This is a genomic window from Pelagicoccus sp. SDUM812005 (assembly GCF_031127875.1).
Taxonomy (GTDB): Bacteria; Verrucomicrobiota; Verrucomicrobiia; order Opitutales; family Opitutaceae; genus Pelagicoccus.
This window is the reverse complement of sequence record NZ_JARXIA010000018.1, coordinates 119,581-133,296: the sequence shown is the minus strand read 5'-3', so window position 1 is coordinate 133,296 and position 13,716 is coordinate 119,581. Positions and strand designations below refer to the sequence as shown.

The 13,716-nt window shown below is 59.3% G+C and carries 12 protein-coding genes; 5 read left to right on the top strand and 7 right to left on the bottom strand.

The genetic code is table 11. The annotated features are described in order from the left end of the window. Positions 1-74 precede the first annotated feature (74 nt). Positions 75-1,091: a phage shock protein operon transcriptional activator gene (gene pspF, locus QEH57_RS19255; RefSeq protein WP_309008413.1), complete on the bottom strand. Its 1,017-nt coding sequence runs from the start codon at positions 1,089-1,091 to the stop codon at positions 75-77. A 183-nt stretch (positions 1,092-1,274) separates the two neighbouring features. On the opposite strand from pspF, the gene pspA reads away from it, so the two are divergent. The 5 genes from pspA to QEH57_RS19230 all read left to right on the top strand — a co-directional run bounded on the left by pspA (position 1,275) and on the right by QEH57_RS19230 (position 3,468). Beyond that, positions 1,275-1,946: a phage shock protein PspA gene (pspA, locus tag QEH57_RS19250; protein WP_309008412.1), complete on the top strand. Its 672-nt coding sequence runs from the start codon at positions 1,275-1,277 to the stop codon at positions 1,944-1,946. A gap of 50 nt (positions 1,947-1,996) precedes the next feature. Continuing rightward, entirely contained in the window at positions 1,997-2,215 is a 219-nt protein-coding gene (locus tag QEH57_RS19245; RefSeq protein WP_309008411.1) for a hypothetical protein, read from the top strand. 35 nt (positions 2,216-2,250) lie between these two features. Beyond that, positions 2,251-2,631 (top strand): PspC domain-containing protein, encoded by a 381-nt coding sequence (locus tag QEH57_RS19240; protein WP_309008410.1) that lies wholly within the window; start codon positions 2,251-2,253, stop codon positions 2,629-2,631. A 148-nt stretch (positions 2,632-2,779) separates the two neighbouring features. Further along, positions 2,780-3,241, top strand: coding sequence for a hypothetical protein (locus tag QEH57_RS19235; protein ID WP_309008409.1), 462 nt, complete (start codon positions 2,780-2,782; stop codon positions 3,239-3,241). Next, positions 3,238-3,468 carry a hypothetical protein gene (locus QEH57_RS19230; RefSeq protein WP_309008408.1) on the top strand — a complete coding sequence of 77 codons (231 nt, stop codon included), beginning with the start codon at positions 3,238-3,240 and terminating at the stop codon, positions 3,466-3,468. Before QEH57_RS19235 ends, QEH57_RS19230 begins: the two co-directional genes overlap by 4 nt. Positions 3,469-3,528: 60 nt before the next feature. On the opposite strand, the gene QEH57_RS19225 is transcribed toward QEH57_RS19230, so the two are convergent. From QEH57_RS19225 to QEH57_RS19200, 6 genes are all read right to left on the bottom strand, one after another. Next, positions 3,529-4,923, bottom strand: a complete 1,395-nt coding sequence (locus QEH57_RS19225; RefSeq protein WP_309008434.1) for an NAD(P)H-binding protein — start codon at positions 4,921-4,923, stop codon at positions 3,529-3,531. A gap of 144 nt (positions 4,924-5,067) precedes the next feature. Beyond that, a complete protein-coding gene (locus QEH57_RS19220) occupies positions 5,068-6,570 on the bottom strand; it encodes a UdgX family uracil-DNA binding protein (protein ID WP_309008407.1) in 1,503 nt (500 codons plus the stop codon). A 33-nt stretch (positions 6,571-6,603) separates the two neighbouring features. After that, positions 6,604-7,872 (bottom strand): putative DNA modification/repair radical SAM protein, encoded by a 1,269-nt coding sequence (locus tag QEH57_RS19215; RefSeq protein ID WP_309008406.1) that lies wholly within the window; start codon positions 7,870-7,872, stop codon positions 6,604-6,606. A 148-nt stretch (positions 7,873-8,020) separates the two neighbouring features. Then, on the bottom strand, positions 8,021-12,322 hold the full coding sequence (locus QEH57_RS19210; protein WP_309008405.1) for a DEAD/DEAH box helicase: 4,302 nt from the start codon (positions 12,320-12,322) through the stop codon (positions 8,021-8,023). A gap of 107 nt (positions 12,323-12,429) precedes the next feature. Beyond that, positions 12,430-13,062 (bottom strand): cytochrome P460 family protein, encoded by a 633-nt coding sequence (locus tag QEH57_RS19205; RefSeq protein ID WP_309008404.1) that lies wholly within the window; start codon positions 13,060-13,062, stop codon positions 12,430-12,432. A gap of 34 nt (positions 13,063-13,096) precedes the next feature. Next, positions 13,097-13,642, bottom strand: coding sequence for a hypothetical protein (locus tag QEH57_RS19200; protein ID WP_309008403.1), 546 nt, complete (start codon positions 13,640-13,642; stop codon positions 13,097-13,099). Positions 13,643-13,716 lie beyond the last annotated feature (74 nt).

The window sequence follows — 13,716 nt, the reverse complement described above, 5'->3', positions numbered from 1 at the left end:
CGAACCGATCAGGTTCGGCTTTTTTTCGTCACCCTCTTGCGGAGGGCCGAGCATGGGGCATTTGCAAACACCCGCTACAACTCGTCCTTGTACTTCCGATACAAAGCTCGAAACTGGTAATAAGTCAGCCCCAAGCGATTCGCCGCATCCTGCTGCTTGTAGCCGGACTCCATCAAAGCCTTCCGCAGCAGGCGCAGCTCCAACGCCTTCACCTGGGCATGCAGCGGCTGCGACAAATCCGCCTCCTCCACCTCTTCTCCTTTGTCTGCTTTTCTGGATACGTCTTCATCCGCGTACGGATTGACGAACGGATCGAATTCGATCTTCCGAATCTTACCGCCCCCGCTGCGGTACACGCTGCGCTCGATCACGTTTTTCAACTCGCGCACGTTGCCCGGCCAATCGTAGGCCTGCAGGCTTTCCAAAGCGCCCGCGCTAAACTCCGGCACCGACGCCATCTCCAGTTCGCGGGCCATCCCGCTCGCGAAGTGCAGGGCCAAGTACTCCACGTCCTCCCGCCGAGCCCGCAAAGGCGGCAAGTAAATCACGTCGAAGGACAGGCGATCCAAAAGGTCGCTCTTGAACTTACCTCCGCGCGACATCTCCGAAAGGTCCGCATTCGTCGCCCCCACGATGCGAGCGTTCACCTTCACCGACGACGAGCCGCCCACCCGCTGAAACACCCCGTATTCCACCGCCCGCAGGATCTTCTCCTGCACCGTCATCGACACCAGCCCGATCTCGTCGAGAAATAGCGTGCCCCCGTCCGCCGCCTCGAAGCGCCCCTCGCGACGCTTCACCGCTCCCGTAAACGCTCCCGCCTCGTGCCCGAAAAGCTCCGACTCCAGCACCGATTCCGACAGCGCCGCGCAGTTCAGAGCCACCAAAGGCCCCTGCCAACGCTGCGACAAAAAGTGCAGCCTGGCCGCCGCCAACTCCTTGCCCGTCCCCCGCTCGCCAATCAACAGCACCGGACGGTCGATCTTCGCCACCGCCGAAAGCCGCTGCTGGAAATCCAAAAACGCCTCCGAAACCCCCAAGGCCTCCGGCAAGTTCCCCATTCCAAAACTCTCAGAATCTGACTGGCTCATATTGTTGGCTTTTTTTGCCAATTCTTGGCCACCAAAACAACAACATACTTGTAACCACCCGTCCCGAGAGAAGTGCTTATTTTTTATTCAACTGGCATCCAATGACTTAAACATTTCCAGCAACCACTTGGCGCGACTCGTGATAAAGGAAGCATACACCTTAAATTTAACCACGAAAACAACATGGGAATATTCACACGCTTCAAAGACATCGTCTCCGCCAACATCAACTCAATGCTCGATAAGGCGGAAGACCCCGAAAAGATGATCAAGCTGATGATCCAGGAAATGGAAGACACCCTGGTCGAAATCAAAGCTTCCTGCGCCTCCGCCATGGCTACCAAAGCCAAGGTCGCTCGCGCTCTCGACGACGTGCAGTTCCGCGTCGACGACTGGGAAAACAAGGCTCGCCTCGCCATCAGCAAGGGCCGCGAAGACCTGGCCCGCGAAGCCCTCGCGGAGAAGCGCGTCTTCGCCGACGAGCACGAGCGCCTCTCCACGGAAATCAACCAGCTCGAAGGCATCGTCTCCAACTACCAAGGCGACATCTCCCAACTCGAGGAGAAGCTCACCAACGCCCGCAAGAAGCACCAGATGCTCTTGCAGCGCCACACCCAAGCCCAGAAGCGCTACAAGGCCCAGAGCGTCCTCCGCAAGAACGACAACATCGACGCCTTCGCCCGCTTCGACGCCTTCGAAAACCGCATCGAGCGCATGGAGGCCGACGCCCAGCTGGTCAACGCCAAGTCCCGCCCCGCCCTCGAGGACGAATTTGCCAAGCTCGAAGGCGACGAGTCCCTCGAAAACGAACTTGCCGCCCTCAAGGCCGAGATCGAGAATAAGAAAGCTCAGTAGCAGCCCGCGAACCTAGCCTCACCCATCTCAATCTCCCAGCCCTTACCCTCATGATGAGACCCGAAGTACTCATATTCCTCATCCCTATCGTCGCCATCATCTGCGGCACCATCATCTCGCTCACCAAAAACAAGCGAGAGCACGAGAAGGCTCGAGGCAGCTCCCTGAGCGATGAGGAAACCCGCATCATGCAAGAGCTGCACCAGTCGCTCAGCAAGATGGAGAAACGAATCGAGGCCCTCGAGACCATCATCATCAACAAAAAGTAGTAGTCCCTACGCCAATACAAGGAATCCGCTCCACCATGCGAAAAACACTTTACCGCTCCCGCAACCGCGTCGTCTTCGGCATCTGCCAAGGCCTCGCCGACCACTTCGACCTATCCGTCGTTTGGATACGCCTTGGCCTCGTCGCCATCTCCCTCTTCTCCGGCATCTTCCCCTTCCCTATCTTCTACGCCATCGCCGCCTTCATCATCAAGGAAGAGCCCCTGCGCCAAGAGCGCCCGGCCACGGAAGACTACTACGAGGAAGACTACTTCGAGACCAACGTCTCCGCCCGCACCCTCAGCCTCCGCCGGCTCAAGAACCGCTTCGACTCCATCGAGTCCCGCATCCGCCGCATGGAGAACTACGTGACCAACAAGTCCTACGACTGGGAACGCCGCTTCAACTCCGGCCAGTAAGCCCAGCTAGCACGCCGCCCCTCAGGTAGGGCGGAACCGCCGGGCCCGCCGCCCTGCCCCCATCATAAAACCAACAGCCAATACCCGCCTCGATGCAGGCGCCACAGCTACTGCTTTGCCCAAAAAACACCCTCCACCCTTCGCCACCATGAAATCACTCGCCACTCGAGCGCTCCTGCTCCTCGCCGCCGCCGGCCTGAGTCTTTTCACCCTCCTCCAGACTCACGGCATCCAAGCCACGACCGCCCCCGAGGTACCGTATTCAACCATTGGACACGGCCCCAGCATCCTCCTGCTGCACGACTCCTCCCGCGAGGACCTCGACTGGGCCAAGGCCGCCAGCAAGCTCGCCACCCGCTTCGAGGTCACGCTCGTCGACATCTCCCACCTTCTCCACGACCACCAAGGCATCCGCCAGCTGCGCCAAACCCTGCAAGCGCTCCAGATCGACGACCGCCACATCGCCGGCTCCGCCAAAGGCGACACCCTAGCCCTGCGCTACGCCCTCTCCTTCCCCAGCCGCAGCCACCACTTCGTCCTGCCTCAAAACAGCGACGACCTGCAAATTCTCGCCGACATCGTCAACTCAACCCCCTTCACCAAATCATGAACGGACAAGGAACCGCCGGAAACGTCATCGCCGCCCTCTGCAGCTTCTTCATCCCCGGACTCGGCCAGCTCCTGCAAGGCCGCGTCCTCGCCGCCCTCTGCCACTTCGTCTTCGCCTGGCTGCTCTGGTTCATCCTACTCGGCTGGATCGTGCACCTCTGGTCCATCCTCAGCGCCGCCACCTACACGCCGCCCGCCCGCGACCGTTACCGCTACTGCCGCTACTAAGCTGCAACCTCGGAATCGCTCGGCTCTCCCGCCAGCGTACCCGAATTCGGCTCTGCAATCCTATTTCGAAATACGCGCCAAGCGACGGCCGAAGAGCCACATCACCAGTTTGTGAATACGCGCCTGGGCGATCACGTATAGCCACCACGGCAAAGCCGGCGCATAACCGCTCAAGCAAGTGATAAGCTCCTTGCCTTCCGAAACGATGCGGAAGTCAAAATACCCAGCCGGCCGATCGGAACGCACCAGCAATCCGCTCTCGATCGTATACACCGCTCTCTCGCTATCCTCGAAATCTTGCGGCTTCAACACCAACAAGGGACTTCGCATCCCCGCCAGTCCCACGCGCACAACTCCCTCATCGTCGACATTCGACTTAATCAGCGGACCAAACAAGCCATCAAGCCAACGAGCATACTCGGCGGCAAGATCCTGACTGGTCCACCCGTTCGGAAACGGCATCCGCTGGATAGAACGAACCAAGCTTTCCTCGCGCACCTTACGCTGACGCTCGTCCGCCTTCAAACGGGACGGCAGACGCTTCGGAGCTCCGTCTTCGTCGACGCTAGCAAGCGTCGAATCCCGCAACGAACGCGAACCGCGCTCACGCAATCGAAGCTGCAACGGATTGTCCCTCACGTGCAGGTCGTGCCGCAAGCTGTCCTGCAGCGGCTCCACCAACTGCAACGGCATACCGCCAAAAAGAGACACCCACCACTTCGAGAGGACAAACGCGTTGAACGGAACCCGAAACGCCTTGGGCTTCCTCCCAGTGTAGTCGCCAATTCGTCGAATCAGATCGCCGTACGGCTGCGCCTCGTGGCCGCCGATGTCATAGGTTCCGCCGGCGAGCGTCTCGTCCTCCAAGCACTGCTCCAGGGCCCAAGATATGTCGGACACGTCGGTAGAATGCGTCCAAGACCTTACCCATTTGGGATAAATCATTACCGGCAATCGGCGCACCAGATTCGCAATCAAGGTGAACGACGATCCGCCGGGACCAAAAATCACTCCTGCGCGCAGCACCGTCACACTCGGTATCCTCTTTCTCAATACGGATTCCACCTCCTTCCGGCTCGCTAGGTGCAACGAGACTGCTTCCGATCCCTCCGGCTGAATACCCGACAGATATACCACATGCTCCACCCCTTCCTTTTCAGCTGCCCGCGCGAAGTTGTCCGCTAGAAGCAAATCGGCATCCTCGAAACGGGCCTGCATCAACCGGCTGGACGGAGCCATCGAGTGGACCAGATAGATGGCCGAAGTACATCCGCGCAGCGCTGAACGTATCTCTTCTAGACGAAAAAGGTCACATTCCGCGTAGGTCAACCGATTGCCTCCCAGCGACCGCGAAGCCTTCTCAGTCCGCGACAGAATCCGAAAGCTTCGTCGCCCCCGATACTCGCTCACGAAATGGGACCCCACGAAACCCGAGCCGCCCGCCACAGCAACCATCCCTTCCTCATTCGCGGAAAGAGTCGCTCCAGCCTTTCTGCCTGTCTCCCTGCCGATCATCGGATTCACACTGCACGAACCGCGCCCCTTGGCCCGAGCTCCCCACTAAAGCGACAGCTGCAAACACAATAAACTGAAGCGATGCTAACCATGACTCTCAATCTGCCGCACCAATGCTAGATCCTCGACGAAATTCGCTTCCGCAGCTTCACGCTCCGCCCTAGTTCCCAACCGCAGCAGGTACGACGGGTGATACGTTAAAACAATTTGGAACGGCCGCCCCGGATCGTCGATCAAACCGCGATCCGACATGACTGACACCGGACGCCCCAACACCGCCCTACCCGCGGTAGCGCCCAGGCACACCACAAGCGCCGGAGAAATCCTGTCGAGCTCGGCAAGCAACCAAGGGCGGCAAGCCTCGATCTCCCCCGCCGAGGGATTCTGATGGAGGCGCCGCTGCTTCGCTCCGATCCATTTAAAGTGCTTTACCGCATTCGTCAGGTAAACGCGGCTCCGCTGCAAACCAACCTCCGAAAAAACCGAATCCAGGAGTTGCCCCGCTGGTCCCACGAAAGGGCGGCCCTCCAAATCCTCCCGGTCTCCCGGCTGCTCGCCCACGAAAACCACACGGGCCCCGCTTGGGCCCTCGCCAAATACGGTTTGCGTCGCCCGCTCGCACAGATGGCAGGCTTGGCAACGCTCGGCTAGCGACCTCAGCGCATCGATCTGCAAACCGTCGGCCCGCATACGAACCTCCTCCGGCGAGCGACAAGTGGCACGCTCCGCCCCATCCGGAGCGCCCTTAGGTTTGCGAAGACGGCGCGACGGACTGTCTTCCGTATGCTCAACCATTCCCTTGGACCGGCCGTAACTCCCGTTCGCAAGTTCAGAAATCAACTCCGCCTCGGGAAGGTTCTTCCAATATCGACGCGGCATCTCCCGCTCCATCATTGCCATGTTCAAGCGGGCCGGATTGAAAGTGCTGGCGTAGTACTTTTTCCAATACACCTCTAGTTCGTCCTCACCTGGAAATGCCTCGCGAGAGACCCCTTCCGTAAACCGCAACGAGCGCCCGTCCCAATGTACGCAGGTGCGAGGAGTCAAGATCGACCAATTCATTGTCGCGAAGCGATCTCGGAAAAAGCCAGCTGCCAAGCGCACCACATCGTGCACCGGCTCGTACCAAGCTACATAACTTTCCCGAGCGACGCTCCCTTCCTCTTTGTCGGTGTCTTCTGTCTCCGGATTCCCGACCTTCCGAAACCGCACAAACGCAGTCATCTTATGACGTTCGCGTCGCACCGCCTTCTCCCTCAGGAGAAACTCGCTCACATCCACATCGTTCGCTCGGGACAGGAGCCCCGCCTCCTTGCCGACCGCCAACCTCCAGAGCAGCCGATACAAGAGGCTCCACGTATCAGCCGCAGCATGACAGGCAACCCATTCCGCTCGCAGCAAGAACGCCTTCGGCACCGAAACGGTGCTCAGACTTACGGCTCGCCGCTCGACCACCAAGCCCAGCTCCAGGCTTCCCGCATTCTCTCCGTTCCAGATCACCGAAGCAGGGTCTATCCCCTCTTGGATCAGCCCTCTTGCGATCGGCCGCCACTCTTCGAAACATGAAACCGAAACCTCTCTCAACATCTTGAGTCCCCTCTTAGCGAAGCGCCAACACCTTCAACCGCGCAACAAATCCAGCTCCATCTGCTCCGCGGGCCCAGTCAACTTGGAGCGAAGCCTCGACGGATCCAAGGCCTTCATGCTCGGATGGTGATCCACCGTCATGACGAAATCCAACGCTCTTCCCACCGGCGCCCTCATCCGCCTCAGGTCCAACACCGAAAGCTTTCCGAACCGCCTCGCCTCCAAAATCCGATCTACTGTTCGTACCCCGAAACCCGGTACCCGCAACAACGCCTCCCGGGACGCGGCGTTCACGTCGAGAGGGAAGAACTCCGGATTTCGCAAGGCCCAAGCAGCCTTCGGATCGATTTGAAGATCAAGGTCGGCAAGGGACGTCGGCACGATCTCGTCCAATTCGAATCCGTAAAACCGCAGCAACCAGTCCGCTTGGTAAAGTCGATTCTCGCGCACCAGCGGAGGCTGCTTCGCCGGCAGAAAAACCGACGCATGCGGAATCGGGCTATACGCCGAATAATACACCCGCCGCAGCTTGTAGGAACTGTACAGCAAATCAGCTCGTGCAAGAATGGCTCGATCGTTCGCTCCGTCCGCACCCACGATCATCTGAGTGCTCTGGCCTGCCGGCGCGAAGCTCCTCTCCTTCGCCACTGCGTTCCGTTGCCGCTCCGTATTGGCCGAGCGCCTACGATCTACGCTCTCCTCACGCTTGCCGCGAATGTTCGCCATGCTTCCTTGAATACGCCTCAAATTTTTCTCCGGCGCCAGCTTCTCCAGCCCTTGTTGCGTCGGCAGTTCCACATTCACACTCAAACGATCCGCCCACAAACCCGCCTCTTCGATCAACCCAGGAGACGCTTCCGGAATCGTCTTCAAATGAATGTAACCCCTGAAGCCATGCGCCTGTCGCAGCGTGCGAGCGACACGGACTAGCCGCTCCATGGTGAAGTCAGCGTCACGTATGATCCCCGAACTCAAGAAAAGGCCTTCGATGTAGTTTCGCTTGTAGAAATCAAGCGTCAGGGAAACAACTTCCTCCACCGTAAAACTGGCTCGCGGCGTGTCGCTCGAACGACGGTTGACGCAGTAGCTGCAATCGAAAATGCACGCGTTCGTGAACAGGATCTTGAGCAACGAAATGCAACGCCCGTCGGGAGCGTAGCTATGGCAAATTCCAGAGCCTGTGGTCGATCCCACTCCACTCCCCTTGCCTCGGCTACTTCGCTTTTGACCGCCGCTGCTGGCGCACGACGCATCGTACTTCGCAGCATCCGCCAATATCTCTAACTTTTTTCCCAAGTCCATTTCCGTCCTCCCACTCTATCGCCAAGCCTCGGACAAACACAGCCCCACCCCACCACGCGATCAAGCTCGACCCACCTTCCTAAGCACAAACCCCGAACCAGTTCAAAGCGCCCGAGACCGCGACATCCACAACCTCTCCGCCCTAAGCCTACCGCAGGCCCTCGACCACCACTTGCTTGTGGTCGCTGTGCAGACGCCAGACCGCGTCCAGGCTTTCCAAATAGGGACTGTTGCGAGCGTCTTCGCCGTTGATCGTCTCCAGCTTCAGCTGGCTCAATCCATCCAGGCCCAAGGACTCCGCCAAGATCGCAACGATTTCCGGCAAATCCGGATCGCTCGCTGCCAGGTGGAAATGCAAGACCTTCCCGCTTCGCTGAGCCTCGCACACGAGCTCGCTCCCGCGGTAAAGCAAACGGGTCCCCGCAACGCGCTTCGGCAACGCCCCCTTAAAAGCCTCCAAACCGGCACCACAAAGCGACGCCGGATCCGTAGCCGCCAGCCAGAAGATCGATTCCTCCGGTAGCGCTTTCCTAAGCGTACGTAACGCTTCCTTGGATACGAACTGAAGCCCCTCAATGCCTTCGAAAAAGCGCCCTCCGACAATCTCCCCCGAAAGCTCCAAGAGACGCAAAGCCCGAAAGACGTCCTTCCAACGAAAGCCCTCGCCTTCCCTCGCCAACAACTCCCGAAAAACCACCCCGTAGCGATCCAGGACCACTCGAGCCCGCTCCTTCTCAAAGTCGAGCTTCTCGACCGCATCCAAGTCCCCACCGGACTCCGGCAGTCGGTACCAGCTTCCCGGATACGCGACCGGCCTCGCCACCCGCGACCGCCGCCCCATACGGATCGCCCGTGGACTCTGCTCCTGCCTCGCGCCCGTAGCGCAAAGCTGAAACTTCCCCGCCGCGCCCTTCCTCGCCGCGGCAAAGGCGTCGTTGGAAAGCAAGCCGCGCCACACCAAGTCCCACAAGGCCTCCTCCAGCTCTGCCGCCCCGCAACCGACCTGGTCGAGCAGCTGGGTAAAGCCAAAGCGGCCGCCCGACTCCAGCAAGCCGAGCACCGACTCCTGCGTCGCGGACAGCTCGCCTTCGACTAAACCCGCGCTCAACAAGTCCCAATCTTCCGGCAAGCAGAAGCCTGCTTTCCCCTCGCCCGCGCCGTACCAAATCGAACCATCCTCAAGCAAAACCGCATCCAACTGGGACGGATTGTATCCATCCACGCGCGACTTCAGCAAAGCGCCGTCCCAATCTTCGACGCGAGCCGTCCAACCGAGCAAGCGATCCAAGCACTCCCTCAAGGCGTCTGCCCGATCGTCCTTTCTCGCCAAGCCTTGCCAAGTCGCTAGAAAAAGCGGCAGCTTCTCCACGGGCAAGGGAACGAAAGCCGCCCGCCCTCGGGCTCGCTTCATGCGCAGCAAAATTTCGAAATTCTCCGCCTCGCAAACCTGCAAGCTTTCCTCCCCTTCCCGCAGAAAACCGGAAATCAAACGTCGCTCGTCCTCCAGGGCGTCGAGGGCTACCTTTAGAGCCACCGCCCCGCAACCTAACCATCCCTGTAGTCTTTCAATCGATACAGGACCATAGTAGGACAGGAATTCACAAAGCAGATCCGAATCGGGCTCCTCGCAAAAGAGCCGTTTCATTCGCGCCTCCTCTTCCGGCAGGCAAATCCAGCCCCCGTGTTCCGCCACGTCCACTGTCTCCTCTACCTCTACACCGGCTTGCAAACGCTCCCATTCCAGCGAAACAATGGCGATGCGATCCCGCAACCACTCCTTCAACTCCAAGGCATCGCTCGGCGCGTAACCTTCCGCCAAGCGCTGACGCTTCTCTTCAAACTCCCGCACCAAGGCCGTATCCACCTGCGGACGATTCTCCGCATCGAAGGCCACCGAACGCACCAAGTCATCGCGCAGCCTGGACTCTCCCGTCGCGTTGGGATTATCCGTGGCGTACATGTACTCCTCGTTTATCTGCCGCCAGGCCACGCTCGAGGCAAAGGGGCTCGCCTTGCTGCCACGCGTCACCGACACCGCGATATCGCCCTGCTCCAGCTCGCCCAGCACCTCCCGCAGCGAATCCATGTCGAACTCGTCCTTCAAGCAAGTCCGCCAGGCTTCCAGCAAGAGCGGAAAATCGTCGTAGCGCTGCACCGACTCGAAAAGCTTCTTCGCCCGCATGCGGCTCAACCAAAGCGGCAGCCGCTGCCCCGCCTTGCTGCGCGTCACCAGCAGCGACGTTCCGGCCGCCTCCCGAAAACGAGCCCCGAAGAAACCGGATCCCTCCAGACGCTGCCGCAACCATGTATCCACATTTTGTGGACCCACCAGCCCGATCACATCCTCCACGGAAATCTCGTCCGAGAGCATCACCACCACGCAGTCGTTGTTCACGTACACCTCCGTGCGATGCCCAAAGGTTTCGTTCCACGCCGCATCCAAGGCCAATGCGAAAGGACGATTCACTCGGCCGCCCCAATGCGTATGCAGCACCAACTGTTGCCCCGGAGCTCCTCCCGGCGCCGCGTCGATGACTTCCGCCAAGATGTGGTGGCGATGCGGAAGATCCTTCCCCGTCACCAAACGTTGACGTTCCAGAAAATCGAGCAAGGCCTTCGCTGCCACCGCATCCATCTTGAAGCGCGATTGCAGCTCCCCCAGGAAGTCCGAATCGCCGCAGCGCTCGTTCGCCCACTCCAGAAAGGTTCCGATCCGATTAGAGAAATGGAAATCCCGATCGAAGGTTTCCGCCCTCCAAAACGGCGGAGCCACCTCCCCACCCGCAGCGGGCGACACCAAAACGTCGTTATGCGTGATCTGGTCGATCCGCCAACTCTGTACTCCTAGCGTGAATACATCGCCTATGGTCCGTTCCCAAACAAACTCCTCGTCGAGCTCGCCGATCCGTCCTCCCGTACCGCTATGCCGCAAATGGAAGTACCCGCGATCGGGAATCACTCCGCCGGAGAAATAGAAGGCCATCAAGGCGCCCTTGCGCAGCGTTGCCGTATTCGCCGTCCGGTCGAGCGACACCCGCGCTTTCAGCTCCCGCAAGCGACTCCCCGCATAGCGCCCCGCCTGCATGTTCAAAACCAGATCGAAAAGCTCCCGCGACAGGTTTCGATAGGGATACGCCCGCCGCACCAACGCATACAGCTCGTCGATATCCCAAGGCCCCGCCCCCAAGATAGAAACTAAAACTTGAGCCAGCACGTCCAAAGGCGCCTCCACTGGACGCACCGCCTCGATCGCTCGCTCCTGTATGGACTCCGACAATACAGCGGCTTCCAGGAAATCGCGGGAGTGCGACGGAAAGACCACCGCCTTACTGGTGGCGCCGACCTGATGCCCCGCACGCCCCACCTTTTGCACCGCCGAAGAGATCTGCCCCGGACACTGCACCATCACCACGCAGTCCAAAGCCCCAACGTCGATGCCCATTTCCAGCGAGTTGGTCGCGACGATCGCCTTGAGCTCCCCCTGCTTCAAACGCTGCTCCACCGCAAAGCGAAATTCCTTCGAAAGCGATCCGTGATGCGAATACGCGATCGGGACCGGCTCCTCGCGATTGATCTTATAGGCCAGCTTTTCGCAAAGCTTGCGGCTGTTCACGAAAATCAAAGTCGATTCGTTTTCCGAAACCAACGCCTTCAAGTCTTGCACGATCGGGTGCCAGAAGTCGTCGTCCTCTGCCTGCTCTTTCGCCTCCGCCGGGAAGCGCACTGAGATCTCATACGTCTTCTTCGCCGCCGATTCGGCCAACGTCACTGAACGCGCCTTGCCGTCGACGTATCCACCCATGTAAGACGCCACTCGCTCCATGGGCCGCACCGTGGCCGACAACGCGATCCGCTGAAACTCGCCGTTCAGATGAGCCAGGCGCTCGATCGCCGTCATCAAGTAAACGCCACGCTTGCTCCCAACCACCGAGTGCACCTCGTCGATGATCACCGACTGCACGCCCAGCAAGGAGCGTTGCCCATCCTTCGAGGTAAGCAGCAGGTTCAGGCTCTCCGGGGTCGTGATCAAGATTTCCGGCGGATGCCGCAGCATCTTGCGCCGGTCGCTCTGCTCCGTATCCCCGCTACGCGTCATCACCCGAATATCCGGCCACGCAACGCCCTCCCTTTCGAAGCGCTCCTTGAGCTCCTCCAGCGGCCCCAGCAGGTTGCGCCGGATGTCGTTATTGAGAGCCTTTAAGGGCGAAACGTATAGCACCCGCGTTTGGCCGAGCTCCCATTCGCCCGCGGCCAGCTGGCTGATGGCCCACAGGAATGACGCCAAAGTCTTGCCGCTCCCGGTTGCGGCCGAGATCAAGCAATGCTCGCCCGCAGCGATGAGCTCCCAGGCCTTCGCTTGGATTTCCGTCGGCTTTCCCAAACGCTCGGAAAACCAACGCCCAACCAAGGGATGGAAACGGGACAACTCAGGTAACGGCGGCTTGGGCATAAAACGAAAAAGGTCTCAAAAGGGAGACCCTAATCGCCCACGCTGCGGCGCCAAAACAAAGTTACCGGAAATTGCCGGTGCTTGGAAAGCTACCGCAAGGAGAGGGCCTAGTGCCCTGCCCGCGACGCCGTGGCGAAGACAAAGTCTCGATCCGCCATATTGGCATGGCATTCGATGCAGCTCTTGTTGAGCACCTCGTTCTTACTGTTTCCGTCCTGCAAGATCTCGCCGCTGCGCCCATCGATCCAAACGTATCGCCAGTCTCCAAACTCCGGATCGTAGCCGGGCTCCTTCTTCTCCATCAGGGTCACGAAACTGGTATCCGTTGGCTTGCCACCGTTGGCCGTATAATGCTCCTTCAGGAAAATCGTCCCTTGTTCGTAGGCTTTAAACTCCGCGTCCTCGTCCTCCGACTCCTCCGCGCCCCAATCGTCTTCCACGAACGTATTCACGTACTCGAAATAGTTTTCGTTGTAGATATCGGCGCCCTTGTTCACGTAAACCACCACGAAGTGGTTCCAATGGAGGCCGGAAAATTCGAAACCGGTGATGCGAGCCCACGAATCCCTGTAGTCCAACGGGATCCCTTCGATCGAAGCGGGCAGAACGAAGTCGCTCGGCGTCGTAAACGGCACCTGCTGGTCGCCTTTCGGAGCAAGCTCCTCAGGAGTTCCTCCCCATAGCCAAATCGAGAAACTGGCGATGGGAAGCGCGAAGAGCGTTAGCTTTCCTTTAGACATAGGGATCGGTTAATGTCCTTGATCGTTGGATACACTAGCGAGTCAGCGTAAGCGTGCCGAATACCTTGCCCTTGTAAGTAACATCGACGGTCTTCGTTTCGCCAGAGGCGATGGATACCGAGATGCGATCCAAGGGCTGCAGCACCAACTCGAAGGCCACCGAACTGTCATCCACGTCGGCCACCGCGAAGCGCGTTTCCAACTGCCCTTCCTCGAACTCTACGATCGCATAGCGGCTGGTCGGCAGGTTCGCGATATAGCTCACCATCTTGGGATGGATCTTGCAACCGACGCGCACCAAGCGGCCCGCGTTCCAGTTCACAACGGTGCTCGAGTCGCCACCCGGCGGAATGAGGCCAACGTCGAAATTGACGCCGCTCTCAAGGTCGTTGGCGAAAATGTTGTGGTCGGTATCGTCAGAGTTGTGGAACTTGATCTCGCAACCTTCCTTTCCAACTACCAGCAGCTTCGAGAAGGCCTTGTCCTTCTGGTCCAGCGTTCCGCAAACGTCCGGACCGCCGTCGTTAGCGTCGCTGAAGTACGCTAAGCCGACGTAGGGGTTGCGCTTTTCAAACGTCAATACGCCTTCCACAGTGCCAGCCGAAAGGGATGCTGCGAGGGCGCTTGTTGATAGAATCGTAAGTAGGATAGATT

Excerpts from the sequence above, each read along its gene's own strand:
- QEH57_RS19210 (WP_309008405.1), bottom strand. The coding sequence starts at position 12,322 with ATGCCCAAGCCGCCGTTACCTGAGTTGTCCCGTTTCCATCCCTTGGTT.
- pspF (WP_309008413.1), bottom strand. The coding sequence starts at position 1,091 with ATGAGCCAGTCAGATTCTGAGAGTTTTGGAATGGGGAACTTGCCGGAG.
- QEH57_RS19245 (WP_309008411.1), top strand. The coding sequence starts at position 1,997 with ATGATGAGACCCGAAGTACTCATATTCCTCATCCCTATCGTCGCCATC.
- pspA (WP_309008412.1), top strand. The coding sequence starts at position 1,275 with ATGGGAATATTCACACGCTTCAAAGACATCGTCTCCGCCAACATCAAC.
- QEH57_RS19235 (WP_309008409.1), top strand. The coding sequence starts at position 2,780 with ATGAAATCACTCGCCACTCGAGCGCTCCTGCTCCTCGCCGCCGCCGGC.
- QEH57_RS19215 (WP_309008406.1), bottom strand. The coding sequence starts at position 7,872 with ATGGACTTGGGAAAAAAGTTAGAGATATTGGCGGATGCTGCGAAGTAC.
- QEH57_RS19225 (WP_309008434.1), bottom strand. The coding sequence starts at position 4,923 with ATGGTTGCTGTGGCGGGCGGCTCGGGTTTCGTGGGGTCCCATTTCGTG.
- QEH57_RS19220 (WP_309008407.1), bottom strand. The coding sequence starts at position 6,570 with ATGTTGAGAGAGGTTTCGGTTTCATGTTTCGAAGAGTGGCGGCCGATC.
- QEH57_RS19240 (WP_309008410.1), top strand. The coding sequence starts at position 2,251 with ATGCGAAAAACACTTTACCGCTCCCGCAACCGCGTCGTCTTCGGCATC.
- QEH57_RS19205 (WP_309008404.1), bottom strand. The coding sequence starts at position 13,062 with ATGTCTAAAGGAAAGCTAACGCTCTTCGCGCTTCCCATCGCCAGTTTC.
- QEH57_RS19230 (WP_309008408.1), top strand. The coding sequence starts at position 3,238 with ATGAACGGACAAGGAACCGCCGGAAACGTCATCGCCGCCCTCTGCAGC.